Raw genomic sequence first — 23,936 nt, 5'->3', positions numbered from 1 at the left:
TCCTGCTGCGCGGCACCAAGCGCGAGGACGTGGAGCGTGGCCAGGTTGTGTGCAAGCCGGGTTCGGTGAAGCCGCACACCAAGTTCAAGGCCGAGGCCTACATCCTGACGAAGGAAGAGGGCGGCCGTCACACGCCGTTCTTCACCAACTACCGCCCGCAGTTCTACTTCCGCACGACGGACGTGACCGGCGTGTGCACGCTGCCCGAGGGCACCGAGATGGTGATGCCGGGGGACAACGTGTCCATGGACGTGGCGCTGATCGTGCCGATCGCCATGGAAGAGAAGCTGCGCTTCGCCATCCGCGAGGGCGGTCGTACCGTCGGCGCCGGCGTCGTCGCCGCCATCATCGAGTGATCTAGACAAGAAGAAACGGGGACGCGCCGCGATCCGCGCGCGTCCTTCATTCCCGGAGCCTTTGAGCCATGAACGGCCAGAACATTCGAATTCGCCTGAAGGCGTTCGATCACCGCATCCTCGATGCGTCGACGCGCGAGATCGTCGCCACGGCCAAGCGCACGGGTGCGCAGGTGCGCGGCCCGATTCCGCTGCCCACGCGGATCGAGAAGTTCACCGTCAACCGGTCTCCGCACATCGACAAGAAGTCGCGCGAGCAGTTTGAGATGCGCACGCACAAAAGGTTGCTCGATATCGTCGATCCGACTCCCCAGACGGTGGACGCGCTGATGAAGCTCGACCTCGCCGCTGGCGTTGACGTCGAAATCAAGCTCTGACGTGGTGCGAGGAGACACGACCATGCGGTCAGGCGTCATCGCACAGAAGGTCGGCATGACCCGCATCTTCACCGATGCTGGCGAGCACGTGCCGGTCACTGTGCTGAAGGTTGAGAGCTGCCAGGTGGTCGCCCACCGCACGCTCGACAAGAACGGATATGTCGCGGTCCAGCTCGGTGCCGGCCGCCGCAAGCCCAAGAACGTGACCCGCGCCGAGCGCGGCCACTTCGCCGTGGCTCAGGTCGAGCCCAAGCGCAAGATGGCCGAGTTCCGCGTCCCGGAAGAGGCGCTGATCCCCGTCGGCGCCGAGATCACCGCTGACCACTTCGTCGTGGGCCAGTATGTGGACGTGACCGGGACCACCATCGGCAAGGGCTTCGCCGGCGGCATGAAGCGCCACAATTTCGGTGGTCTTCGCGCCACCCACGGCGTGTCCATCTCGCATCGTTCGATCGGTTCGACCGGCGGCCGCCAGGACCCCGGCAAGACCTTCAAGAACAAGAAGATGCCCGGCCACATGGGTGACGTCACCGTCACCACCCAGAACCTGAAGGTCGTGATGACCGACGTCGAGCGCGGCCTCATCGCCGTCGAAGGCGCCGTTCCCGGCCATGCGGGCGGCTGGATCACCGTGCGCGACGCGGTGAAGAAGAAGCTGCCTGAGGCGGCTCCGAAGCCCGGCGCGTTCAAGCTCGGCAACGGTTCGGAAGCCCCCGCCGAAGCCGCCATTGAGGAGGGCGTGTGATGGAACTCACCGTCAAGACGCTCGACGGCTCCGAAGCCGGCTCCGTGACCCTGTCGGACGAGATCTTCGGTCTCGAGCCGCGCGCGGACATCCTGCACCGCTGCGTGACCTGGCAGCTGTCGCGCCGCCAGGCCGGCACGCACCGCACCAAGGGCCGTTCGGAGATCAACCGCACGTCCAAGAAGATGTACAAGCAGAAGGGCACCGGCAATGCCCGCCACGGCGCGGCCTCGGCGCCGCAGTTCCGCGGCGGCGGTCGCGCCTTCGGACCGGTGGTGCGCTCGCACGCCATCGACCTGCCGAAGAAGGTCCGCGCCCTCGCCCTGAAGCATGCGCTGTCCTCGAAGGCCAAGGCCGAGCAGATCATCGTGCTCGACGCCGCCAGCCTTGCCGATCCCAAGACCAAGGCGCTCAAGGAGCGGCTTGAGAAGCTCGGCATCTCGTCCGTTCTCTTCGTGGACGGCGCCCAGGTGGAGCAGAACATCGCGCTCGCGGCGCGCAACCTGCCCTACGTGGACGTGCTGCCCATCCAGGGCATCAACGTCTACGACATCCTGCGCCGCGACACCCTGGTCCTGACCAAGGCCGCCGTGGACGCGCTGGAGGCGCGCTTCAAATGAGCACGCGCAACATCGAACCGCGTCATTACGACGTGATCGTCTCCCCCGTCATCACCGAGAAGGCGACGACGGCGAGCGATCAGAACAAGGTCGTCTTCAACGTCGCCAAGACCGCCACCAAGCCTGCCATCAAGGAGGCCGTGGAGAAGCTTTTCGACGTGAAGGTGAAGAGCGTGAACACGCTGGTCCGCAAGGGCAAGGTGAAGATCTTCAAGGGCCGCCGTGGCGTCCAGAGCGACGTCAAGAAGGCGGTCGTGACCCTCGAAGAGGGCCAGAAGATCGACATCACCACGGGCCTGTGAGAGCCGAGGGAAACGGGACAAGACCATGGCGCTGAAGCACTTCAAGCCGGTCACGCCGAGCCTTCGCCAGCTCGTGATCGTGGACCGCTCCGGCCTCTACAAGGGCAAGCCGGTGAAGACGCTCACCGAGGGCAAGAGCTCCTCGGGCGGGCGCAACAACAACGGCCGCATCACCGTCCGCTTCCGCGGCGGCGGTCACAAGCAGACCTACCGCCTCGTGGACTTCAAGCGCTCCAAGCGCGGCGTCCCCGGCGTGGTGGAGCGGCTCGAGTACGATCCGAACCGCACCTCCTTCATCGCCCTCATCAAGTATGAGGACGGCGAGCTCGCTTACATCCTGGCGCCGCAGCGCCTCGCGGTGGGCGACCAGGTGATCGCCGGCGACCAGGTGGACGTGAAGCCCGGCAATGCCGGTCCGCTGTCCTCCCTGCCGGTGGGCACCATCGTGCACAACGTCGAGCTGAAGATCGGCAAGGGCGGCCAGATCGCCCGGTCCGCGGGCACCTACGCCCAGATCGTCGGCCGCGACGAGGGCTACGTGATCGTGCGCCTCAATTCGGGCGAGCAGCGCCTCGTGCACGGGGCGTGCTACGCCACCGTGGGTGCGGTCTCCAACCCGGACCACATGAACATCTCGCTCGGCAAGGCCGGGCGCAACCGGTGGCTCGGCCAGCGCCCGCACAACCGCGGCGTCGTCATGAACCCGGTGGACCATCCGCACGGCGGCGGCGAAGGCCGCACCTCGGGCGGCCGTCATCCCGTGACGCCCTGGGGCATTCCCACCAAGGGCAAGAAGACCCGCAGCAACAAGGCGACGGACAAGTTCATCGTGTCCAGCCGCCACAAGCGCAAGAAGTGAGGGCCTGAGCCATGTCTCGCTCTGTTTGGAAAGGCCCGTTCGTCGACGGCTACCTGCTCAAGAAGGCGGAGGCCGCTTCGGGCACGGGTCGTCGCGACGTCATCAAGATCTGGAGCCGGCGCTCCACCATTCTGCCCCAGTTCGTGGGCTTAACCTTCGGCGTCTACAACGGGCAGAAGCATGTGCCCGTGAACGTCTCCGAGGAAATGATCGGCCACAAGTTCGGTGAGTTCGCTCCGACGCGCACTTACTACGGGCACGCGGCCGACAAGAAGTCGAAGCGGCGGTGATCGGTCATGGGTAAGCAGGCACGTCCCCGCGCGCTCGCGGACAACGAAGCCAAGGCGGTCGCGCGCAATCTGCGCGTCTCCCCGCAGAAGCTGAACCTGGTCGCGGGCCTGATCCGCGGCAAGAAGGTGGCGACGGCGCTCGCCGACCTCGAGTTCTCCCACAAGCGGATCGCCCGCGACGTGCGGAAGTGCCTCGAGAGCGCGATCGCCAATGCCGAGAACAACCACGAGCTCGATGTCGACGATCTCATCGTCGCCGAGGCGCACGTGGGCAAGGGTCTGGTCATGAAGCGGTTTTCGCCGCGGGCGCGCGGTCGCGCCTCGCGCATCGAGAAGCCCTTCGCCCACATCACCATCGTGGTGCGGGAAGTCGAGGAGCGGGCCTGATGGGTCAGAAGGTCAATCCGGTCGGGCTTCGGCTCGGCATCAACCGCACGTGGGACAGCCGCTGGTTCGCCAACAAGGGCGAATACGGCAAGCTGCTGCACGAGGACATCAAGATCCGCGAGATGCTGATGAAGCAGCTCAAGCAGGCGGCGGTGTCCAAGGTGGTGATCGAGCGTCCGCACAAGAAGTGCCGCGTGACCATCTACTCGGCGCGTCCGGGCGTGGTCATCGGCAAGAAGGGCGCGGACATCGACAAGCTGCGCAAGAAGGTGGCTGAGATGACCTCCTCGGAGGTCTTCATCAACATCGTCGAGATCCGCAAGCCCGAGATCGACGCGCGCCTCGTCGCCGAGTCCATCGCCCAGCAGCTGGAGCGCCGCGTGGCGTTCCGCCGGGCGATGAAGCGCGCGGTGCAGTCGGCCATGCGTCTCGGCGCCGAAGGCATCCGCATCAATTGCTCGGGCCGCCTTGGCGGCGCTGAGATCGCGCGCCTCGAATGGTACCGCGAAGGCCGCGTTCCGCTGCACACCCTGCGGGCGGACGTGGACTACGGCACCGCCACCGCCTTCACCACGTACGGCACGTGCGGCGTGAAGGTGTGGATCTTCAAGGGCGAGATCCTCGAGCACGATCCCATGGCGCAGGACAAGCGCCAGGCCGAGCAGGAAGCCGGTCCCTCGTCGCGTCCCCCGCGGCGCGAGCGCGGCGACCGCGAGCGTGGCGATCGCGACCGTGACCGTGGTCACGGCGACCGCGACCGCGCGTGACGGCTGGCTAGAGAGAAGGCGATCAAGCCATGCTGCAACCCAAGCGCACCAAGTTCCGCAAGCAGTTCAAGGGACGCATCCACGGCGTCGCCAAGGGCGGCACGGAATTGAACTTCGGCGAGTTCGGCCTCAAGGCCGTGGAGCCGGAGCGCGTCACCGCCCGCCAGATCGAGGCGGCCCGCCGCGCGCTCACCCGCCACATGAAGCGCGCCGGCCGCGTGTGGATCCGCGTGTTCCCCGACGTGCCGGTCTCGGCCAAGCCCACCGAAGTCCGCATGGGCAAGGGCAAGGGCGCGCCGGAATACTGGGCGGCCCGGGTCAAGCCCGGCCGCATCATGTTCGAGATTGACGGGGTGAGCGTCGAGATCGCTCGCGAGGCGCTGACCCTCGCGGCGGCCAAGCTGCCCATCAAGACGCGCTTCATCCAGCGCATCGCCGAGTGAGGAGAGGCTCATGAAAGCCGAGGACGTTCGGGCCCTCAGCCCCGATCAGCTCGCCGATGAGCTGCTGAAGCTGAAGAAGGAGCAGTTCAACCTGCGCTTCCAGAAGGCGACCGGCCAGCTGGAGAACACCGCGCGGTCGAAGCAGATCCGCCGCGACATCGCGCGGATCAAGACCGTGCAGACTGCGAAGCGCACCGGTTCGCCGGTGCAGAAGGCGAAGTGAGGAAGCGATGCCGAAGCGCGTGCTCCAGGGCGTCGTGGTGAGCGACAAGACCGACAAGACCGTGGTGGTCCGGGTGGAGCGTCGCTTCACCCATCCGCTGCTGAAGAAGACCGTGCGCCGGTCCAAGAAGTATCACGCCCACGACGAGGCCAATGCCTGGAAGGTGGGGGATACGGTGTGGATCGAGGAGCACCGTCCGATCTCGAAGCTGAAGAACTGGATCGTGGTCCAGGGCGAGAAGCGCGCCGAGGTCTGATTTCAAGGTTTTTCGTCCGGATGGATCGTCCGGCCGGAAGAGGGCTCCGGTGCCGGGTCCGTCGGCTTTCAGCCGAGAGGCCGAGTGGAGACCGCACCGCGGCAACACCGTGTTCCGATGAGCGGGCACGGCGAACAAGGGTTGAGGCAATGCCGGCGCGCCGGCGGCGCCGGATGACGAGAACAGGTGCGTCATGATCCAGATGCAGACCAATCTCGACGTGGCGGACAATTCCGGTGCGCGTCGCGTCATGTGCATCAAGGTGCTTGGCGGCTCCAAGCGGAAGTATGCCCACGTGGGCGACATCATCGTGGTGTCGGTCAAGGAGGCCATTCCGCGCGGCCGCGTGAAGAAGGGCGACGTGATGAAGGCCGTGGTGGTTCGCACCGCCAAGGACATCCGCCGCGTGGACGGCTCGGTGATCCGCTTCGACCGCAACGCGGCCGTGCTGATCAACAACAACAAGGAGCCGGTGGGGACCCGTATCTTCGGACCGGTTCCGCGCGAGCTGCGCTCCAAGAACCACATGAAGATCATCTCGCTGGCGCCGGAGGTGCTGTGATGGCCGCGAAGATCAAGAAGGGCGACAAGGTCGTCGTCCTCGCCGGCCGCGACAAGGGCCGCACCGGCGAGGTCATTCAGGTGATGCCGAAGGAGGAGCGTGCGCTCGTCCGCGGCGTCAATATCGTCAAGCGCCACCAGCGCCAGTCGGCGAACCAGGAGGGCGGGATCATCTCCAAGGAGGCTCCCATCCACCTGTCGAACGTCGCCTTCGCCGATCCCAAGGACGGCAAGCCGACCCGCGTCGGCTTCGAGGTGCTGGCGGACGGGCGCAAGGTCCGCGTGGCCAAGCGCTCCGGGGAGAAGATCGATGGCTGAGGCGACCTACACTCCGAAGCTGCGCGCCTATTATGACGAGGTGGTGCGGCCGAAGATGATCGAGCAGTTCGGCTACAAGAACCCCATGGAAGTGCCGGTCATCGAGAAGATCGTCATCAACATGGGCGTGGGCGAAGCCACCGCCGACACCAAGAAGGCGACGACCGCCGCCGCCGACCTCGCGCAGATCGCTGGCCAGAAGCCGGTCCTGACGCGGGCCCGCAAGGCGATCTCGAACTTCAAGCTGCGCGAGAACCAGCCGGTCGGCGCCAAGGTCACGCTCCGCAAGGTGCGCATGTACGAGTTCCTCGACCGGCTCGTGACCATGGCCCTGCCGCGCGTGCGGGACTTCCGCGGCCTGAACCCGAAGAGCTTCGATGGCCGCGGCAACTACGCCATGGGCATCAAGGAGCACATCGTGTTCCCCGAGATCAACTACGACCGCGTCGAGCAGATCTGGGGCATGGACATCATCGTGTGCACCACGGCGAAGACCGACGACGAGGCGCGTGCGCTTCTCAAGGCCTTCAACTTCCCCTTCCGCCAGTGAGCGGCTATGAGGGGCGCTTCGCTCGAGGCGCCCTTTCGGGTTCCGGCCTGCGCCGTGACCCAAGGACGAGACGAGTGACCGTTTGATTTTCCGGCCGTGAGGGGCGTCTAGCCGCCTCAGACGCGGAGAACAGGAGCAAGAGATGGCGAAGAAGAGCGCGATCGAGACGAACGAGCGCCGTCGCAAGCTGGCCCTGGGCCAGGCGGCGAAGCGCGCGCGTCTGAAGGCGATCGTGAACGACAAGACCCTGCCCATCGAGGAGCGCTTCCAGGCGACCCTCAAGCTGGCAGAGATGCCGCGCAACGGCGCGAAGATCCGCATCCGCAACCGCTGCGAGGTGACCGGCCGTCCCCGTGCGTTCTACCGCAAGCTCAAGATGAGCCGTATCGCGCTGCGCGAGATGGGGAACCAGGGAATGGTCCCCGGCCTCGTGAAGTCGAGCTGGTGAGGAGGGAACGATGGCTGTCACTGATCCCATCGGCGATCTGATCACCCGCATCCGCAACGCCCAGATGCGCCGCAAGGACAAGACCTCGACGCCGGGCTCGCGCCTGCGCGCCAGCGTCCTCGACGTGCTGCGCGACGAGGGCTACATCCGCGGCTACACCTCGACCGACCACGGCAACGGCCGCACCGAGTTCGAGATCGAGCTGAAGTATTTCGATGGCACCCCGGTGATCCGCGAGATCGCCCGCGTGTCGAAGCCCGGCCGGCGCGTCTATGCGTCGGTCAAGAACCTGCCCCGAGTCGCCAACGGTCTCGGCATCGCGGTTGTCTCCACGCCCCAGGGCGTGATGGCCGACCACGAAGCCCGCGACAAGAACGTCGGCGGCGAAGTGCTCTGCACCGTGTTCTGACGACGGAGGACAAGATGTCGAAGATCGGCAAGCTGCCCGTCGCCATTCCGGCCGGCGTCACCGCCAGCCTGGACGGACAGACGGTGAAGGTGAAGGGTCCCAAGGGCGCTCTCGAGCTGACCCTGGTGGAAGAGATCGCCGCCAAGATCGAGGGCTCCGAGCTCCAGGTCTCCATGACCGGCGAGACCACCCGTCACAAGGCCATGTGGGGCATGTCCCGCACCCTGGTGGCGAACCTGGTGGAAGGCGTGACCAAGGGCTTCGAGAAGAAGCTCGAGATCACCGGCGTCGGCTACAAGGCGGCGGTCCAGGGCAAGAACCTGAACCTGTCGCTGGGCTACAGCCACGACGTGATCTACCCGATCCCGGAGGGGATCCAGATCGTGACGCCGAAGCCCACGGAAGTGGTCATCACCGGCATCGACCGCCAGAAGGTCGGCCAGGTGGCGGCGGAGATCCGCGAGTTCCGCGGCCCCGAGCCCTACAAGGGCAAGGGCGTCAAGTATGCCGGCGAATTCATCTTCCGCAAGGAAGGTAAGAAGAAGTAACGGAGGCGAACCATGGCTAAGGATTTGGAGGCGCTGGCGCGCCGCAAGGCCAAGGTGCGCCGTGCGATCCGCGTCGCTGCGAACGGGCGTCCGCGCCTGTCGGTGCACCGCACCTCGCAGCATATCTATGCGCAGGTCATCGACGATGCGAAGGGGGAGACCCTGGCCGCCGCGTCGAGCCTTGAAAAGGACCTGCGCGCCGCGCTGAAGACCGGGGCGGACACCGATGCGGCCAAGACCATTGGCAAGCTGGTGGCCGAGCGGGCTCTGGCGAAGGGCGTGACCTCGGTCGTCTTCGATCGTGGCGCATACATCTATCATGGGCGCGTCAAGGCGCTCGCTGAGGGCGCCCGCGAAGGCGGCCTTCAGTTCTGACGCAAGGACGAGCGAAAATGGCCCGTGAACGGGAACAGCGCCACGAGCGCGAGGACCGCGACAACACGTTCGTGGACAAGCTGGTCCACATCAACCGCGTCGCCAAGGTGGTGAAGGGCGGCCGGCGCTTCGGCTTCGCCGCCCTGGTGGTGGTGGGTGACCAGAAGGGCCGCGTCGGCTTCGGCCACGGCAAGGCCCGCGAGGTGCCTGAGGCGATCCGCAAGGCCACCGAGAGCGCCAAGCGCGCCCTCATCCGTGTGCCGCTGCGCGAGGGCCGCACCCTGCATCACGACGTGCACGGCCACCACGGCGCCGGCAAGGTGGTGCTCCGCGCCGCCCCGGCGGGTACCGGCATCATCGCCGGCGGCCCGATGCGCGCGGTGTTCGAGACGCTCGGCATGCACGACGTGGTGGCGAAGTCCTTCGGGTCTTCCAACCCCTACAACATGGTGCGTGCCACGTTCGACGCGCTGAAGAACCAGGACTCTCCGCGCTCGGTCGCGGCGCGTCGCGGCATCAAGGTGTCGCAGCTCCAGTCCCGCCGCCGCGTCGAAGACGCGGAAGCGACGGACTGAGCGGCGCGAACCGAAGGACAGGAGCGCGCAACATGAGCGACAAGACCATCACCGTGGAGCAGATCGGCTCGCCGATCCGCCGCCCGTTCGACCAGGAGGCCACCCTCGTCGGCCTCGGGCTGAACAAGCGGCATCGCCGCTCCACCCTCAAGGACACCCCGGCCGTGCGCGGCATGATCGCCAAGGTCGCCCATCTCGTCCGCGTGGTCGAGTGAGGAGCGGGACATGAAGCTCGACGAAATCAGGGACAATCCCGGCGCGCGCAAGAAGCGCATGCGCGTCGGCCGCGGCATCGGCTCCGGCAAGGGCAAGACCGCCGGGCGCGGCGTGAAGGGCCAGAAGGCCCGCACCGGCGTCGCCATCAAGGGCTTCGAGGGCGGCCAGATGCCGTTGCATCGGCGCCTGCCGAAGCGCGGCTTCCATAACATCTTCCGCCTCGACTACAACGAGGTGACCCTCGGTCGCATCCAGACCGCGGTGGACGCGGGCAAGCTCGATGCCGGCCAGAAGGTGGACGAGGCGGCTCTCGTGGCGGCCGGCGTGCTGCGCCGCCCCAAGGCCGGCGTGCGCGTGCTCGGTTCCGGCGAACTGTCCGCCAAGGTGACGCTGGAGGTGGCCTACGCCACCAAGTCCGCCGTCGCCGCGGTGGAGAAGGCCGGCGGTTCGATTACCATGCTGGCTGCCCCGGCCCCGGCCGAGGCGGAGTGAAACGAAGCGCGGCGGGTCGCTCCCACCGCGCTTTTCTCAGTCCCGGTGGCCGTGGCGGTTCGTCCCGTCCGGCCATCCGCTCTGGAAACCCGGCCCGAGGCCGGGTATGTCATTTTCCGGGCGATGCTCTGGTGCCGCCGGACGCGTGACGGGCAAACGCCCGCGGATGGGGCTCGCCCCGGTTCGCCGCGGACCGATCCCGTTCCTGCCGGAACATTGCGTGCGCCGGTCCGTCTCGTTCGGATGCCGGCTCGGCCGCACGCTTCCGCCGGTACGCCCACCGGTGCGTCACTGGTCGGTGCGTCCCTTGGCACCCAGCGTTGCGCCCTCATATAAGGGCTGCCCGGCAAGGGCGGCGTCCAGCGGAGCAAGGCATGGTCTCGGCGGCGGAACAACTCGCGGCGAACCTCAATTTCGGTGCCCTCGGCAAGGCCGAGGAGCTGAAGAAGCGCATCTGGTTCACCCTCGGCGCGCTCATCGTCTATCGGCTCGGCACCTACATCCCCATGCCCGGCATCAATCCGGATGCGCTGGCGGATGTGTTCAAGAACGCCCAGCAGGGCATCATCGGCCTCTTCAACATGTTCTCGGGCGGCGCCGTGGAGCGCATGGCCATCTTCGCCCTGAACATCATGCCGTACATCTCCGCCTCCATCATCATCCAGCTGCTCACCAGCGTCTCGCCGACGCTGGAAGCGCTGAAGAAGGAGGGTGAGGCCGGCCGCAAGCAGCTGAACCAGTACACGCGCTACCTCACCGTTGTGCTGGCGGTGTTCCAGGCCTACGGCATCTCCGTGGGCCTCGAGGGCTCGGGCAGCGTGGTGGCCGATCCCGGCTGGTTCTTCCGCATCACCACTGTCATCACCCTGACCGGCGGCACCATGTTCCTGATGTGGCTGGGCGAGCAGATCACCTCGCGCGGCATCGGCAACGGCACCTCGCTCATCATCTTCGGCGGCATCGTCGCCGAGCTGCCGGGCGCCTTCGTGCGCACGCTGGAGCTCGGCCGCGAGGGCGCCATCTCCACGGTGGTGATTCTTGCCGCTCTGGTGATGGCGGTGGTGGTCATCGCCTTCATCGTGTTCATGGAGCGGGCCCAGCGCCGGCTGCTGATCCAGTATCCCAAGCGCCAGGTCGGCAACCGAATCTACGAGGGCCAGTCCTCGCATCTGCCGCTGAAGCTCAACACCTCGGGCGTGATCCCGCCGATCTTCGCCTCCTCGCTGCTGCTCATTCCCACCACCATCGCCAGCTTCATGCAGGGATCGGGGCCGGACTGGCTGCAGGTCATCACCACGCACCTCGGGCACGGGCGCCCGCTGTACATGGTGTTCTACGTGCTTCTGATCGTGTTTTTCTGCTTCTTCTACACCGCGATCGTGTTCAATCCGGTGGAGACGGCGGACAATCTCAAGAAGCACGGCGGCTTCATTCCGGGCATCCGCCCCGGCGAGCGGACCGCCGAATATATCGACTATGTCCTCACCCGCATCACGGTCGTGGGCGCTGCCTACATTGCGGCCGTTTGCCTCTTCCCCGAACTGCTGATTTCCTATGCATCGCTTCCGTTCTATTTCGGAGGGACGTCGCTTCTGATCGTGGTCAGCGTGACCATGGACACGGTGTCCCAGATCCAGGGACATCTGTTGGCCCACCAGTACGAAGGACTGGTCAAGAAGGCCAAGCTGCGCGGGGGGAGGAGGAGATAAGATGAGGCTGGTGCTGCTGGGCCCGCCCGGGGCAGGCAAGGGAACACAGGCGCAACGGCTGGTCGCCCGTCACGGCATCGTCCAGCTGTCCACGGGTGACATGCTTCGCGCGGCGGTGGCGGCCGGCACGCCGGTGGGGCTGAAGGCGAAGGCGGTGATGGAAGCCGGCGGGCTGGTGTCGGACGAGATCGTCATCGGCATCATCGCCGAGCGACTCGCCCAGCCGGACGCTGCCAACGGCTTCATCCTCGACGGCTTCCCGCGCACGGTCGCGCAGGCCGAGGCCCTGGACAAGCTGCTGGCCGACACGGCCATGAAGCTCGACGCGGTCATCGAGCTGGTGGTGGACCAGGAGAAGCTGGTCAGCCGCATCCTCAACCGCGCCGCCGAGGCACAGGCGCGCGGCGAGCCGGTGCGCAAGGACGACGATCCGGTGGTCTTCCAGACCCGCCTCGAGGCCTACAACCGCGACACCGCGGTGGTGGCGCCCTATTACAAGGCGCGCGGCCAGTTGAAGCAGATCGATGGCATGGCGCCCATCGACCAGGTGACCGCCGCCATCGACGGGGTGCTCGCCGAGGCGGCCTGAGGCTGCTCAATGTCAAGGGGTGCGGAAGCCCCCCTTGACCTTTTGTCGAAAGCCCGCTATGGGCACTCCCTCGCTTCGGAACAGGTGCCGTTCGGTCCACCCGAAAGGGTCGGGCAGGGCGGCCGCTTTGTCGTATCCGGTGCGCGTTTCGTTTTCTCCCCGCATGGGCCGGCCTCCACCGGACGCGGGGTTCACCCACCGCCAGGGCGCCCCAGGGCGCGGATGGCGGCACATGGAGAGAGCAGTGGCTCGTATTGCAGGCGTCAACATCCCGACCAACAAGCGCGTCGTCATCGCGCTCCAGTACATCCACGGCATCGGCGCCAGGAAGGCCGAGGAGATCGTGGAAAAGGTGGGCATTCCCGCCGAGCGCCGCGTGAACCAGCTGACCGACCAGGAAGTGCTGCAGATCCGCGAGACCATCGACCGCGACTATATCGTCGAAGGCGACCTGCGCCGCGAAGTGGCGATGAACATCAAGCGCCTGATGGACCTCGGCTGCTACCGCGGCCTGCGCCATCGCCGCGGCCTGCCGGTGCGCGGCCAGCGCACCCACACCAATGCCCGCACCCGCAAGGGTCCGGCGAAACCCATCGCCGGCAAGAAGAAGTGAGCGGCCGCAAGGCTGGTTGACGTGGACGGCGGGCGGCTTTGCTGCCGGTCCGTCCCAAAAGCGGCCCCAACGGGCCATCCCGAGCGCCTGGAGTTACGGGCGCGCCTGAAGGATCAAGGACGAAATGGCAAAAGAAGCTACCCGCGTAAAGCGCCGCGAACGCAAGAACATCGCCTCCGGCGTGGCGCATGTGAACGCCTCGTTCAACAACACCATGATCACCATCACCGACGCCCAGGGCAACACCATCTCCTGGTCCTCGGCCGGTGCCATGGGCTTCAAGGGCTCGCGCAAGTCCACCCCCTATGCGGCGCAGGTGGCCGCCGAGGACGCGGCCCGCAAGGCGTCCGAGCACGGCATGCGCACGCTGGAAGTGGAAGTTTCCGGTCCCGGTTCGGGCCGCGAATCGGCGCTGCGCGCGCTGCAGGCGGCGGGCTTCCTCGTCACCTCGATCCGCGACGTGACGCCGATCCCGCACAACGGCTGCCGTCCGCGCAAGCGCCGCCGCGTCTGATCTGCTCTTCGATCCCCGCGGAGAAGGCTCCGCGGATCGTCTGCCCGGTTTCTCCTCCCCCGATCGGGACGGGCCAGGCCTCCGGACGAGGTCGAATACCCCGGCAGCTGCCGCGGCCCGGCGAGAAAGCAAGGTGAAGCAAGTGATTCAGAAGAACTGGCAAGAGCTGATCAAGCCCGAGAAGCTTCAGGTCAATCCCGGCCACGATCCCAAGCGCTTCGCGACCGTCGTCGCCGAGCCGCTGGAGCGTGGCTTCGGCATGACCCTCGGCAATGCCCTGCGCCGCATCCTGTTGTCGTCGCTCCAGGGCGCCGCCGTCACCTCGATCCACATCGACGGCGTGCTGCACGAGTTCTCGTCCATCCCCGGCGTGCGTGAGGACGTGACCGACATCATCCTCAACGTGAAGGATGTGGCCATCAAGATGCAGGGCGATGGCCCCAAGCGCATGGTGGCCAAGAAGACCGGTCCCGGCGTGCTGCATGCGGGCGACATCCAGACCGTCGGCGACATCCAGGTGCTGAACCCGAACCTGCCCATCTGCACCCTCGACGAGGGCGCGGAGCTGCGCATCGAGTTCACCGTGGACACCGGCAAGGGATACGTGGCCGCCGACCGCAACCGCCCCGAGGACGCGCCGATCGGCCTGATCCCGATCGACAGCCTCTACTCGCCGGTGCGCAAGGTCTCCTACAAGGTCGAGAACACCCGCGAGGGCCAGATCCTCGACTATGACAAGCTCACCATGCAGATCGAGACCAACGGCTCGATCACGGCCGAGGACGCGCTGGCCTATGCCGCCCGCATCCTGCAGGACCAGCTGGAGATCTTCGTCAACTTCGAGGAGCCCAAGCGCGAGAGCGAGGCGACCGCCATCCAGACGCTGCCGTTCTCCCCGGCGCTGCTGAAGAAGGTGGACGAGCTCGAGCTGTCGGTGCGTTCGGCGAACTGCCTGAAGAACGACAACATCGTCTACATCGGCGACCTGATCCAGAAGAGCGAGACGGAGATGCTCCGCACGCCGAACTTCGGACGCAAGTCGCTCAACGAGATCAAGGAAGTGCTCGCCTCCCTCGGCCTGCACCTGGGCATGGAAGTGCCCGGCTGGCCGCCGGAGAATATCGAGGAGCTGGCCAAGCGCTTCGAGGAGCACTACTGATCTTGAGCCTGGGGCGGCCAGCCGCCCCGATCCCCATTCGAGCGGCCCGAGCCGCGTAACCCGATCGACCGGCTCGTCCGTCGCTATCTTCAGGAGTTCGCCGTCATGCGTCACGGCAAGGTACATCGCAAGTTCAACCGCACCTGGGAGCACCGCAAGGCGATGTTCTCCAACCTCGCGGGCGCGCTCATCACCCATGAGCAGATCGTCACCACCCTGCCCAAGGCGAAGGATCTTCGCCCGGTGGTGGAGAAGCTCGTCACCCTCGCCCGTCGCGGCGACCTGCACGCCCGCCGCCAGGCCATCGCCGAGCTGAAGGACCAGGCCGTGGTCAAGAAGCTGTTCGACGTGCTGGCGCCCCGCTATGCCGAGCGTCCGGGTGGCTACACCCGCATCGTCAAGGCCGGCTTCCGCTATGGCGACAACACCGCGGTGGCGGTGATCGAGTTCGTCGATCGCGACGTGGACGCCAAGGGCGCCGCCGACCACGCCCGCACCGCGGCGGCCGCCGAGGCCGCGTGAGGCTTCTCCCGCACGGGATGTGAAGGGGCGGTCCTCGGGCCGCCCTTTTTTGCGTTCAGGGGTGGTTTGCCTGAGGGGCGATTCGGGCCGTGCCGCACGCGGCTTGCGACGTGCGGCAGGAGTGATGGTTTGAGCCTCGGGCCGGGCAAGGTTTCAAGGGTGGCGGAATGGTCATACGTCTCTTGGTCTCGGCGGCTCTCGCCGCCTCGGTCCTGATCGCGCCGGGCCGCGCCTCCGCTCAGCCCGCCGTCCAGCCGCGCGTGCCGGCATCCCAGGCGGAGGTGACGCTGTCCTTCGCGCCGGTGGTGGCGAAGACCGCGGCGGCGGTGGTGAACGTCTATGCGCTGAAGACGGCCCAGCAGCGGACCAATCCCTTCTTCGACGATCCCTTCTTCCGCCGCTTCTTCGGCATGCCCGATCCCCAGGGTGGCCCCGGCCTGCGCGCGCCTGAGCGGGTGCAGCGCTCCCTCGGCTCGGGGGTCATCGTCGATCCGGCGGGTCTCGTGGTCACCAATTTCCACGTCATCGAGGGGGCGGACGAGATCCGCATCGCCCTCAACGACAAGCGCGAATTCGAGGCCGAGGTGCTGCTGCGCGAGCAGCGCACGGACCTTGCGGTGCTGCGCATCAAGACCCAGGCGAAGGAAGCATTCGCCTCGCTGGAACTCGGCAATTCCGATGCCCTGGCGGTGGGCGACCTCGTGCTCGCCATCGGCGACCCCTTCGGCGTCGGCCAGACGGTGACGCAGGGCATCGTATCGGCGCTGGCGCGCACGCAGGTTGGCGTCTCCGACTACCAATTCTTCGTCCAGACCGACGCCGCCATCAATCCCGGCAATTCCGGCGGCGCGCTGGTGGACATGGCGGGGCGCCTCGTGGGCATCAACACCGCCATCTATTCGCGCTCCGGCGGCTCCCACGGCATTGGCTTCGCCATCCCGGTCAACATGGCGCGGGTGGTGATCGAGCAGGCGAAAAGCGGATCGAAGTCGGTGCGCCGGCCCTGGCTCGGTGCCCGCCTCCAGCGAGTGACGCCGGACATCGCGGAGAGCCTCGGCCTGCCCCGGCCCACCGGTGTGCTGGTGCAGAGCGTGGCGGCGGACAGTCCCGCCGCCAAGGCCGGCCTTGCCACTGGCGACCTCATCGTGGCGGTGGAGGGCCAGGCCATCGATGATCCCGAATCCCTGAACTACCGGCTCGCCACGCGCCCCATCGGCGGCAAGGCGGCCCTCGCGGTCAGCCGCGGCGGCAAGGAGAAGAGCCTGCTGGTGGTGCTGGAAGTCGCGCCGGAGACGGTGCCGCGCGAGGAGGTGCAGCTGCGCGGCCGCTCGCCCTTCGCCGGCGCCACCATCGTCAATCTGTCGCCCGCCGTCGCCGAGGAGCTGAAGGTGGACGGCAACGCCAGCGGCGTCGTGATCTATGACGTGGAGGAGAATTCCCCCGCGGCCGCCGCGGGCTTCCGCCCCGGCGACGTGATCGTGGAGGTGAACAACGAGAAGGTTACCCGCACCCGCGACCTCAGCGGGCTCACCGCCACCCCCCAGCGCATGTGGCGCGTGACCGTGGCGCGCGGCGGGCGCAACATCACCGCGGTGCTGCGCGGCTGAGGGGGCGATGGGCGACCTGTTCGAGGCGGCGGGACTGGGGGAGGGGGTGCCACGGCCGCTGGCCGACCGGCTGCGCCCCCAGCATCTGTCCGAGGTGGTGGGGCAGGAGCATCTGGTGGGGCCGGACGGCGTGCTCTCCCGCATGCTGGAGACCCGCTCCCTCGGCTCTTTGATCTTGTGGGGGCCGCCGGGCACCGGCAAGACGACGGTGGCGCGGCTGCTGGCTTCCGCGACGGATCTGCATTTCGAGCAGATCTCGGCCATCTTCTCCGGCGTCGCCGATCTGAAGAAGGTGTTCGAGCAGGCCCGGGGGCGCCGCCTCACCGGCACGGCGACGCTCTTGTTCGTGGACGAGATTCACCGCTTCAACCGCGCCCAGCAGGACTCCTTCCTGCCGGTGATGGAGGACGGCACCGTCACGCTGGTCGGAGCCACCACGGAAAATCCGTCGTTCGAGCTGAACGCGGCGCTGCTCTCCCGCGCGCGGGTGCTGGTGTTCAAGTCGCTGGACGCCGAGGCTGTCGCGCGCCTGCTCGCGCGGGCGGAGGAGGTGGAGGGCAGGGCGCTGCCGCTCACGGACGAAGCGCGCATCGCCCTCGTCAACATGGCCGACGGCGACGGCCGCGCCGCTTTGACCCTGGCCGAGGAGGTCTGGCGCGCCGCGAGGCCGGGCGAGGTATTCGACGTGGCGGGCCTTGCGGAGGTGGTGCAGCGGCGGGCGCCCATCTACGACAAGAGCGAGGACGGCCACTACAACCTCATCTCCGCTTTGCACAAGGCGGTGCGCGGCTCGGACCCGGACGCGGCGCTCTATTATCTGGCGCGCATGCTGGATGCGGGGGAAAGCCCCCTGTTCCTCGCCCGGCGCATCGTGCGCATGGCGAGCGAGGACATCGGCAATGCCGATCCGCAGGCCCTTGTGGTCGCCAATGCGGCGAAGGAGGCCTACGACTTCCTCGGCTCCCCGGAGGGCGAGCTCGCGCTGGCCCAGGCCATCGTCTACGTGGCGACCGCCCCCAAGTCGAACGCCGTCTACAAGGCCTTCTCGGCGGCGAAGCGCGCGGCCAAGGAGGGCGGCTCGCTGGTGCCGCCGAAGCACATCCTCAATGCCCCCACCAAGCTCATGAAGGGCGAGGGCTACGGCGCCGGATACCGTTACGACCACGATGAGCCCGACGCCTTTTCGGGCCAGGATTATTTCCCCGAGGCGCTGGGCCGGCAGAGCTTCTACCACCCGGTGGAGCGCGGCTTCGAGCGCGAGATCAGGAAGCGCCTCGAATACTGGTCGCGGCTGCGCACCGAGCGCGGCGGGAAATAGCGGCGGCGGCTGCCTTCCGCTATGCTTGGGTTGACGGGTCCGTCACCGGCGAAGGCGACCATGACCAGGCTGATGCGCGAACTGATCGAGAAGCTCGAGGCCCTGCCCGATGCGGAGCAGGATGCCCTGGCGCGCGAGTTCCTTCACGTGCTCGACGGCGGCGAAGTCTTCGTTCTGACCCCCGAGCAGGAGGAGGAGGTCCGCAAGGCGCTGGAGGACGATGAACCGGGGCTTGAGGAGGACGAGGCCCGTCGATTTCTGCGTGGTCTTGGCGCGTGAGCTTCCGCCTCCGCGCGACGGCCCGTAAGAACATCGAGAGAATCGATGCTTATTTGAGAGCGCAGAGCCCGGCTGCGGCCGCAGGCACCGCTCGCCAGCTGCTCGTCACGTTCGAGCGCCTTTCGACCTTTCCCTACTCGGGCCACCTGACGTCGCGCGCGGGTATTCGGGCGACCGTCGTCCCGGGGACACGATACATCGTCACCTATCGCGTCCTGGCGTCGGGCGACGTGGAAGTCGTCGCCGTGATCCACATGGCGCGGGACAGAAAGGCTTGATCGGTTCGATGGCTCTCTCCCTTCCCCCCGCCCTTGTCGTGTTTATCGGCGCCGGCCTCGGCGGCATGATCCGGCATGCCATGAACCTGATGGTCCCGAAGCTCCTGGGCACGGGTTTTCCCGCCGCCACCTTCGTCATCAACGTGTCGGGCAGCTTCCTCATGGGGCTGATCGCCGGCTATTTCGCCTTCCGCGATGGCGAGGCGTGGAGCCAGACGGCGCGGCTCTTCCTCACCACCGGCGTGCTAGGCGGCTACACCACCTTTTCCACATTCTCCCTCGACTTCCTCTACCTGATGGAGCGGGGGGACTACGGCCTGGCCTTGGGCTATGCCGCAGGTTCGGTGGCGCTCGGCTTTGCCGGGGTCTATGCGGGCATGATGCTGGTGCGCAGCCTGGCGTGAGCGCTGCCGGCTAGCTCGTGGGCTCGGGTGGCGTGACGTGGCCGGCTGCATGGACTATGTGTCTGCCTCCACTGGAAACCCGTGAGGCGCTGCGACCATGGCCGTCGTGACCAAGACCGTGGCCGAGGACGAGGCGGGCATGCGCCTCGATCGCTGGTTCAAGGTTCACTATCCCGACCTCTCCTTCGGGCACCTGCAGAAGCTGGTGCGCACCGGACAGGTGCGGGTGGACGGCGGCCGGGTGAAGACCTCTTCCCGCGTCGAGCCGGGCCAGAGCGTGCGCATTCCCCCGCTTGGGATGGAAGACCCTGACGCGTCGCCCGCCCCGGCGAATGGCGCGCGCAGCGGCGAGGCCGGCAAGGACGGCGCCCGCACGGCCTCCGCCGAGCCCGGTGCCCATCCGCCGGCCAAGTCCCGCGCCTCGAAAGACCCAGCAGTCCGCAAGCTGGAGGAGGACCGGGCCTTCATCAAATCCATCACCCTGTTCGAGGACAGGGACGTGATGGTCCTGAACAAGCCGTTCGGCCTCGCGGTGCAGGGCGGCTCGGGCACCTACCGCCATGTGGACGGCCTGCTGGAGGCGCTGAAGGACAAAGACGGGCAGAAGCCACGCCTCGTCCATCGCATCGACAAGGATACCTCCGGTTGCCTGCTCATCGCCAAGTCGCGCCTTGCCGCCTCGGTTCTGGCCAAGAACTTCCGCTCGCGGGAGGCGCGCAAGATCTACTGGGCTCTGGTGCCCGGCGTGCCGAAGCCGCGCCAGGGGCGCATCTCCACCTATCTCGCCCGCGACGAGGACGAGGAGAAGATGCGCGTCGCTCGCCATGGGGAGGATGAGGCGAGTCACGCCATCACTTATTATGCCGTGGTGGATCAGGCGGCCCAGAAGATGAGCTGGCTGTCGCTGAAGCCGGTCACCGGCCGAACCCATCAATTGCGCGCCCACCTCGCCCATATCGGCCACCCCATCGTCGGCGACCCCAAATATTTCGACATCGAGAACTGGGAGCTGCCGGGTGGCCTGCAGAACCGTCTGCATCTGCTGGCGCGGCGGCTCGTCATTCCGCATCCGCGCGGGCAGGGGGTGATCGACGTCTCGGCGCCGCTGCCGCCACACATGGCCCAGTCCTTTGCGGTGCTCGGCTTCGACGCCTCCCAGTACGATCCCATCCTCGAGGCGCCCGAGGCATGAGGCGCGCCGCCCGGCGGTGGCTTGTTGCTGCGGCGCTGGTTGTTGCGCCGGTGGCTGCGGCCGGTGCCGCACGGGCCAACGTGCTCGACCTGTTCCGCGACCTCCAGATCGCACAGTCGGACGGGTTCCCTGACTATGAGATCCGGGGACAGGGCGTCGGCGCCACGGCTTTCGGAGGTCGGCTCTACGGCCCGCTGGCGCGGGTGACGCTCACCCTTGATGTCGCGCAGGGTTACCTGCGCATCGACGACCGGGGCGATGGGGACGGGGCGGCGCACTTCGTCACTGAAGTCGCCGTGTGGCTCGACCGGGAGGGATTCCCGCTGCTCGGCCTCAGCGAGCGCGCACTGCGCGGCGGCGTGCCGTTCGGCGGGCGGGTGCGCTTCTATTCCCATGCGTCCGGGCAGTGGACGCTGGTTACCGACAGGGTGATGCCCCCGCAGGATGAAAGCCTCTGCCGCACCGAGGCGCAGGAGGTTGAGGAGAGCACGGCAGCGTTCGAGGGCCTCGGCCGGGCCATCACGCTGCTGCCGCGCCAGGGCACCGACCTTGCGGTGTGGTGCGTCGTGCCCAGCCCCGTCGCGGGAACAGGCCGGGCTCTGGCGTGGGACCGGGCCACGGCACGCTTCACGGAAGGGCAGCGTCTCCCCGGCCCGCCACCCTGGCCGGATGCGCCCGCGCCGCGCTGAAGCCGGCGTCTTCAACTTTGGTCTCACCGCTGCCGCATTCGGTAATCTGGTATCTCCCTCCGGCTTGAAGTCACAGCATCTTCCCCTATGGTGCGCGCCAAGGCCTGAAGGCCAAAGAAGAAGCAGTCCGGAGCGATCTCCGGCCGAGCCCGAGGGAAATGATCCCAATGTCAGCCCTTCTCGCCCTCTCGCGGGGGATCGATGCCGTCAACACCCGGATCGGCAAGGCCGCCGCGTGGCTGATTCTCGTCTCCATCCTTGTGTCGGCCCTCAATGCGATCATCCGCAAGGCGTTCGACATGAGCTCCAATTCGTGGCTGGAGCTGCAATGGGTGCTGTTCGCCGCGGTGTTCCTGCTGTGCGCGTCCTGGACCCTCATCGACAACGAGCACATCCGCATCGACATCGTGAACTCCCGACTGCCCAAGCGCACCCGCGACGGCATCGACATCTTCGGCCACATCTTCTTCCTTCTGCCGTTCTCGATCCTGCTCTTGTGGACGTCCTGGCCCTTCTTCCTCGCCTCCTTCGAGATCAACGAGCAGTCGCTGAACGCCGGCGGCCTGCCCCAGTGGCCGGCGAAGCTGCTCGTTCCGGTGGGCTTCTTCTTCCTGACGCTGCAGGGCTTCTCCGAGCTGATCAAACGCATCGCCATCTTCAGAGGGAAGATGGAGGACCCCCACGAGGGCTCGGGCGGCAGCCATGCGGCGCTGGCAGCCGAGGCTGAGCGCCTGCTCGCCGATGCCGATCTTCCCGAGGGCGCGTCCGTCGCCCCTGCCGCCAAGAAGTAGGAGCGCGCCCATGTCGTTCGTCCGCACGCTCCTTCAGCGTCGTCCCGGCGCCGCGCTCGCCGTGGCGCTCCTGGCGGCTTTGCTCATTGCCCTTCCCGACGTGGCCCTTGCCGCCGAGCCCGGCTTCCGCGGCTGGTTCATCCACAACATGGCGCCGATCATGTTCGGCGCGCTGGTGCTGTTCCTGCTGCTCGGCTACCCGGTGGCCTTCTCGCTGGCGGCCAACGGCCTCATCTTCGGCCTCGTGGGCATCGGCCTCGGCCTGTTCGAGCCGAAGTTCCTGCAGGCGCTGCCTGAGCGCGTCTACGGCACGATGAACAACGAGGTGCTCCTCGCGGTGCCGTTCTTCACCTTCATGGGCCTCATCCTCGAGCGGTCCGGCATGGCCGAGGATCTCTTGGACACCATCGGTCAGGTGTTCGGCTCCATCCGCGGCGGCCTCGCCTATGCGGTGATCTTCGTCGGGGCGCTGCTGGCGGCGACGACGGGCGTGGTGGCCGCCTCGGTGATTTCCATGGGCCTCATCTCGCTGCCCATCATGCTGCGCTACGGCTACGACCGGCGCGTCGCATCGGGCGTGATCGCGGCGTCCGGCACGCTGGCGCAGATCATCCCGCCCTCCCTCGTGCTCATCGTCATGGCCGACCAGCTGAACCGCTCGGTGGGCGACATGTACGAGGGCGCGTTCGTGCCCGGCCTGCTGCTCGCCGGCCTGTATGCGCTGTACATCTTCTTCATCTCCACCATCTTCCCCTCCGCCGCGCCCGGGCTGCCGCTGGAGGCGCAGACCCTGCGCGACCCGGATCAGAAGACGGTGCCCTCGCAGGTCCTCGGTGCCGTCGCCGCGGCGGGCTTTGCCTATCTCATCGCCACCGGCTCGCTCCCCCAGCTGACGGCGGGGCTGATCCCCGGCGTCGCCAACATGGCGCTGTGGGGCGTTGTGGCCTTCGTGCTGCTGTTCTTCGTGATGTCCGGCACGGCGAAGCTGCTGACCCCCTCGCTGTTCATCGTGCTCGCGCTCTCCATCTTCGGCGGCATCCTGCTGATGACTGAGACGGGCGTGAAGTTCGGCGCCGATTACGTGGTGCTGACCATGTCGGCCACGGTGGGCCTCGCCTTCGTGGTGGCAGCGATCAACCGCGTGTTCCGGCTGGGCCTGCTCTCCAAGCTGGCCGAGCAGGTGGTGTTCGTGATGGTGCCGCCGCTGGCGCTGATCTTCCTCGTGCTCGGCACCATCTTCATCGGCGTCGCGACGCCCACCGAGGGCGGCGCCATGGGGTCGCTCGGCGCGGTCATCCTCGCCTTTGCCCGCGGCCGGCTGAAGTTCGACCTGATGCGGCAGGCGACCTATTCCACCGCCAAGCTCTCCGCCTTCGTCCTGTTCATCCTGCTCGGCGCCCGCGTGTTCTCGCTCACCTTCTACGGCGTGGACGGGCACAAATGGGTTGAGGAACTGCTGGTCTCCCTGCCCGGCGGGCAGATGGGCTTCCTCATCGCGGTGAATGCCCTCGTCTTTGTGCTGGCCTTCTTCCTCGATTATTTCGAGCTCGCCTTCATCATCATCCCGCTGCTCGGGCCGGCCGCCGACAAGCTCGGCATCGACCTCATCTGGTTCGGGGTGATGCTGGCGGTGAACATGCAGACGTCTTTCATGCATCCGCCCTTCGGCTTCGCCTTGTTCTTCCTGCGCTCGGTGGCGGCCAAGGTGCCTTATGTGGACCGTGTCACCGGAAAGATGATGGAGCCGGTCACCACCGGCCAGATCTATTGGGGCGCGGTGCCGTTCGTGTGCATCCAGCTCGTGATGGTGGCGCTCATCATCCTCTTCCCCGGCATGGTGACCCACTACAAGAGCGGCGGCGTGCAGCTCGATCAGCAGCAGATCCAGCAGCAGTTCGAGAACCTTTCGCCGGGGCTGGAGGCGCCGCCCCCGCCGCCGCTGGACTTCGGACCCTCCAGATAGGCCAGCGCCTGCCCTGCTAAGGGCGCATTCGGATAAGACATGACGGGGTGGCGGACCGGCCGGCGGGCGCTGCGGCGGGCTTGGGTCCGCCGCCCCGTCGTGCCTTTCTGGTGCGGAATGGCTCCGGCGATTCGCGACGCGTCCATGTGCGCGCGGCGGCAACGGACAGGATTTGCGGCGCGGCTTCCTCGG

At 67.1% G+C, this 23,936-nt stretch carries 37 protein-coding genes; all 37 read left to right on the top strand.

Going from position 1 to position 23,936, the window contains the following annotated elements:
- Positions 1-356 (top strand): EF-Tu C-terminal domain-related protein (locus tag ABLE93_RS23995; RefSeq protein ID WP_510183077.1); only part of this gene is annotated, 356 nt, incomplete at its 5' end.
- Between the two features lie 68 nt (positions 357-424).
- A complete protein-coding gene (rpsJ, locus tag ABLE93_RS23990) occupies positions 425-733 on the top strand; it encodes a 30S ribosomal protein S10 (RefSeq protein WP_012113701.1) in 309 nt (102 codons plus the stop codon).
- A 22-nt stretch (positions 734-755) separates the two neighbouring features.
- Positions 756-1,478 carry a 50S ribosomal protein L3 gene (rplC, locus tag ABLE93_RS23985; protein WP_348842255.1) on the top strand — a complete coding sequence of 241 codons (723 nt, stop codon included), beginning with the start codon at positions 756-758 and terminating at the stop codon, positions 1,476-1,478.
- Complete coding sequence (gene rplD, locus ABLE93_RS23980; protein WP_348842254.1) at positions 1,478-2,098, top strand: 50S ribosomal protein L4; 621 nt, start codon at positions 1,478-1,480, stop codon at positions 2,096-2,098. The genes rplC and rplD overlap by 1 nt, the downstream gene beginning before the upstream one ends.
- Positions 2,095-2,400: a 50S ribosomal protein L23 gene (locus ABLE93_RS23975; RefSeq protein ID WP_348842253.1), complete on the top strand. Its 306-nt coding sequence runs from the start codon at positions 2,095-2,097 to the stop codon at positions 2,398-2,400. Before rplD ends, ABLE93_RS23975 begins: the two co-directional genes overlap by 4 nt.
- A 25-nt stretch (positions 2,401-2,425) precedes the next feature.
- Complete coding sequence (gene rplB / locus ABLE93_RS23970) at positions 2,426-3,259, top strand: 50S ribosomal protein L2 (RefSeq protein WP_348842252.1); 834 nt, start codon at positions 2,426-2,428, stop codon at positions 3,257-3,259.
- 11 nt (positions 3,260-3,270) lie between these two features.
- Complete coding sequence (rpsS, locus tag ABLE93_RS23965) at positions 3,271-3,549, top strand: 30S ribosomal protein S19 (RefSeq protein WP_348842251.1); 279 nt, start codon at positions 3,271-3,273, stop codon at positions 3,547-3,549.
- Between the two features lie 6 nt (positions 3,550-3,555).
- Entirely contained in the window at positions 3,556-3,936 is a 381-nt protein-coding gene (gene rplV / locus ABLE93_RS23960; protein WP_348842250.1) for a 50S ribosomal protein L22, read from the top strand.
- On the top strand, positions 3,936-4,703 hold the full coding sequence (gene rpsC / locus ABLE93_RS23955; protein ID WP_348842249.1) for a 30S ribosomal protein S3: 768 nt from the start codon (positions 3,936-3,938) through the stop codon (positions 4,701-4,703). Before rplV ends, rpsC begins: the two co-directional genes overlap by 1 nt.
- 29 nt (positions 4,704-4,732) lie before the next feature.
- The gene (gene rplP / locus ABLE93_RS23950) at positions 4,733-5,146 is read left to right on the top strand and encodes a 50S ribosomal protein L16 (RefSeq protein ID WP_348842248.1); all 414 of its coding nucleotides are present in this window, start codon (positions 4,733-4,735) and stop codon (positions 5,144-5,146) included.
- Between the two features lie 10 nt (positions 5,147-5,156).
- A complete protein-coding gene (rpmC, locus tag ABLE93_RS23945) occupies positions 5,157-5,369 on the top strand; it encodes a 50S ribosomal protein L29 (RefSeq protein WP_348842247.1) in 213 nt (70 codons plus the stop codon).
- 7 nt (positions 5,370-5,376) lie between these two features.
- Positions 5,377-5,625 carry a 30S ribosomal protein S17 gene (gene rpsQ / locus ABLE93_RS23940; protein WP_282890028.1) on the top strand — a complete coding sequence of 83 codons (249 nt, stop codon included), beginning with the start codon at positions 5,377-5,379 and terminating at the stop codon, positions 5,623-5,625.
- 193 nt (positions 5,626-5,818) lie between these two features.
- Complete coding sequence (rplN, locus tag ABLE93_RS23935; protein WP_138398138.1) at positions 5,819-6,187, top strand: 50S ribosomal protein L14; 369 nt, start codon at positions 5,819-5,821, stop codon at positions 6,185-6,187.
- Positions 6,187-6,504 carry a 50S ribosomal protein L24 gene (gene rplX, locus ABLE93_RS23930; protein WP_348842246.1) on the top strand — a complete coding sequence of 106 codons (318 nt, stop codon included), beginning with the start codon at positions 6,187-6,189 and terminating at the stop codon, positions 6,502-6,504. The genes rplN and rplX overlap by 1 nt, the downstream gene beginning before the upstream one ends.
- Positions 6,497-7,054, top strand: coding sequence for a 50S ribosomal protein L5 (rplE, locus tag ABLE93_RS23925; protein ID WP_348842245.1), 558 nt, complete (start codon positions 6,497-6,499; stop codon positions 7,052-7,054). The genes rplX and rplE overlap by 8 nt, the downstream gene beginning before the upstream one ends.
- 142 nt (positions 7,055-7,196) lie before the next feature.
- The gene (gene rpsN, locus ABLE93_RS23920) at positions 7,197-7,502 is read left to right on the top strand and encodes a 30S ribosomal protein S14 (RefSeq protein WP_348842244.1); all 306 of its coding nucleotides are present in this window, start codon (positions 7,197-7,199) and stop codon (positions 7,500-7,502) included.
- Positions 7,503-7,512: 10 nt separating this feature from the next.
- The gene (rpsH, locus tag ABLE93_RS23915) at positions 7,513-7,911 is read left to right on the top strand and encodes a 30S ribosomal protein S8 (RefSeq protein ID WP_348842243.1); all 399 of its coding nucleotides are present in this window, start codon (positions 7,513-7,515) and stop codon (positions 7,909-7,911) included.
- A gap of 14 nt (positions 7,912-7,925) precedes the next feature.
- Complete coding sequence (gene rplF, locus ABLE93_RS23910) at positions 7,926-8,459, top strand: 50S ribosomal protein L6 (protein ID WP_348842242.1); 534 nt, start codon at positions 7,926-7,928, stop codon at positions 8,457-8,459.
- Between the two features lie 12 nt (positions 8,460-8,471).
- Positions 8,472-8,834 (top strand): 50S ribosomal protein L18, encoded by a 363-nt coding sequence (rplR, locus tag ABLE93_RS23905; protein WP_348842241.1) that lies wholly within the window; start codon positions 8,472-8,474, stop codon positions 8,832-8,834.
- A gap of 17 nt (positions 8,835-8,851) precedes the next feature.
- Positions 8,852-9,409, top strand: a complete 558-nt coding sequence (rpsE, locus tag ABLE93_RS23900) for a 30S ribosomal protein S5 (protein ID WP_024278457.1) — start codon at positions 8,852-8,854, stop codon at positions 9,407-9,409.
- Positions 9,410-9,441: 32 nt separating this feature from the next.
- A complete protein-coding gene (rpmD, locus tag ABLE93_RS23895) occupies positions 9,442-9,624 on the top strand; it encodes a 50S ribosomal protein L30 (protein WP_024278458.1) in 183 nt (60 codons plus the stop codon).
- Between the two features lie 10 nt (positions 9,625-9,634).
- The gene (rplO, locus tag ABLE93_RS23890) at positions 9,635-10,117 is read left to right on the top strand and encodes a 50S ribosomal protein L15 (RefSeq protein ID WP_348842240.1); all 483 of its coding nucleotides are present in this window, start codon (positions 9,635-9,637) and stop codon (positions 10,115-10,117) included.
- A 374-nt stretch (positions 10,118-10,491) separates the two neighbouring features.
- Positions 10,492-11,826, top strand: a complete 1,335-nt coding sequence (gene secY, locus ABLE93_RS23885) for a preprotein translocase subunit SecY (RefSeq protein WP_348842239.1) — start codon at positions 10,492-10,494, stop codon at positions 11,824-11,826.
- Position 11,827: 1 nt separating this feature from the next.
- Positions 11,828-12,415 (top strand): adenylate kinase, encoded by a 588-nt coding sequence (locus ABLE93_RS23880; RefSeq protein ID WP_348842238.1) that lies wholly within the window; start codon positions 11,828-11,830, stop codon positions 12,413-12,415.
- A 244-nt stretch (positions 12,416-12,659) separates the two neighbouring features.
- Positions 12,660-13,028, top strand: coding sequence for a 30S ribosomal protein S13 (gene rpsM, locus ABLE93_RS23875; RefSeq protein ID WP_348842237.1), 369 nt, complete (start codon positions 12,660-12,662; stop codon positions 13,026-13,028).
- Positions 13,029-13,152: 124 nt separating this feature from the next.
- Positions 13,153-13,542, top strand: coding sequence for a 30S ribosomal protein S11 (gene rpsK, locus ABLE93_RS23870; RefSeq protein ID WP_348842236.1), 390 nt, complete (start codon positions 13,153-13,155; stop codon positions 13,540-13,542).
- A 142-nt stretch (positions 13,543-13,684) separates the two neighbouring features.
- Positions 13,685-14,701 carry a DNA-directed RNA polymerase subunit alpha gene (locus tag ABLE93_RS23865; protein ID WP_348842258.1) on the top strand — a complete coding sequence of 339 codons (1,017 nt, stop codon included), beginning with the start codon at positions 13,685-13,687 and terminating at the stop codon, positions 14,699-14,701.
- Positions 14,702-14,806: 105 nt separating this feature from the next.
- The gene (gene rplQ / locus ABLE93_RS23860; protein ID WP_348842235.1) at positions 14,807-15,223 is read left to right on the top strand and encodes a 50S ribosomal protein L17; all 417 of its coding nucleotides are present in this window, start codon (positions 14,807-14,809) and stop codon (positions 15,221-15,223) included.
- A gap of 167 nt (positions 15,224-15,390) precedes the next feature.
- The gene (locus tag ABLE93_RS23855; RefSeq protein ID WP_348842234.1) at positions 15,391-16,830 is read left to right on the top strand and encodes a Do family serine endopeptidase; all 1,440 of its coding nucleotides are present in this window, start codon (positions 15,391-15,393) and stop codon (positions 16,828-16,830) included.
- 7 nt (positions 16,831-16,837) lie between these two features.
- Positions 16,838-18,148: a replication-associated recombination protein A gene (locus tag ABLE93_RS23850; protein WP_348842233.1), complete on the top strand. Its 1,311-nt coding sequence runs from the start codon at positions 16,838-16,840 to the stop codon at positions 18,146-18,148.
- A gap of 60 nt (positions 18,149-18,208) precedes the next feature.
- Positions 18,209-18,427, top strand: a complete 219-nt coding sequence (locus ABLE93_RS23845) for a hypothetical protein (RefSeq protein ID WP_348842232.1) — start codon at positions 18,209-18,211, stop codon at positions 18,425-18,427.
- Positions 18,424-18,705, top strand: a complete 282-nt coding sequence (locus ABLE93_RS23840; RefSeq protein WP_348842231.1) for a type II toxin-antitoxin system RelE/ParE family toxin — start codon at positions 18,424-18,426, stop codon at positions 18,703-18,705. The genes ABLE93_RS23845 and ABLE93_RS23840 overlap by 4 nt, the downstream gene beginning before the upstream one ends.
- 8 nt (positions 18,706-18,713) lie before the next feature.
- Positions 18,714-19,109 (top strand): fluoride efflux transporter CrcB, encoded by a 396-nt coding sequence (gene crcB, locus ABLE93_RS23835; protein WP_348842230.1) that lies wholly within the window; start codon positions 18,714-18,716, stop codon positions 19,107-19,109.
- A 97-nt stretch (positions 19,110-19,206) separates the two neighbouring features.
- Positions 19,207-20,301 carry an RluA family pseudouridine synthase gene (locus ABLE93_RS23830; RefSeq protein ID WP_348842229.1) on the top strand — a complete coding sequence of 365 codons (1,095 nt, stop codon included), beginning with the start codon at positions 19,207-19,209 and terminating at the stop codon, positions 20,299-20,301.
- Positions 20,298-20,990: a hypothetical protein gene (locus ABLE93_RS23825; protein WP_348842228.1), complete on the top strand. Its 693-nt coding sequence runs from the start codon at positions 20,298-20,300 to the stop codon at positions 20,988-20,990. The genes ABLE93_RS23830 and ABLE93_RS23825 overlap by 4 nt, the downstream gene beginning before the upstream one ends.
- A gap of 167 nt (positions 20,991-21,157) precedes the next feature.
- Positions 21,158-21,781 (top strand): TRAP transporter small permease subunit, encoded by a 624-nt coding sequence (locus ABLE93_RS23820; protein ID WP_348842227.1) that lies wholly within the window; start codon positions 21,158-21,160, stop codon positions 21,779-21,781.
- A gap of 148 nt (positions 21,782-21,929) precedes the next feature.
- Positions 21,930-23,744, top strand: coding sequence for a TRAP transporter large permease (locus ABLE93_RS23815; RefSeq protein ID WP_348842257.1), 1,815 nt, complete (start codon positions 21,930-21,932; stop codon positions 23,742-23,744).
- Positions 23,745-23,936 lie beyond the last annotated feature (192 nt).

Source organism: Xanthobacter pollutisoli, from assembly GCF_040044995.1.
Taxonomy (GTDB): Bacteria; Pseudomonadota; Alphaproteobacteria; order Rhizobiales; family Xanthobacteraceae; genus Xanthobacter.
Note: the sequence above shows the minus strand (reverse complement) of the source record. Positions and strands in the feature narration are given on the sequence as shown.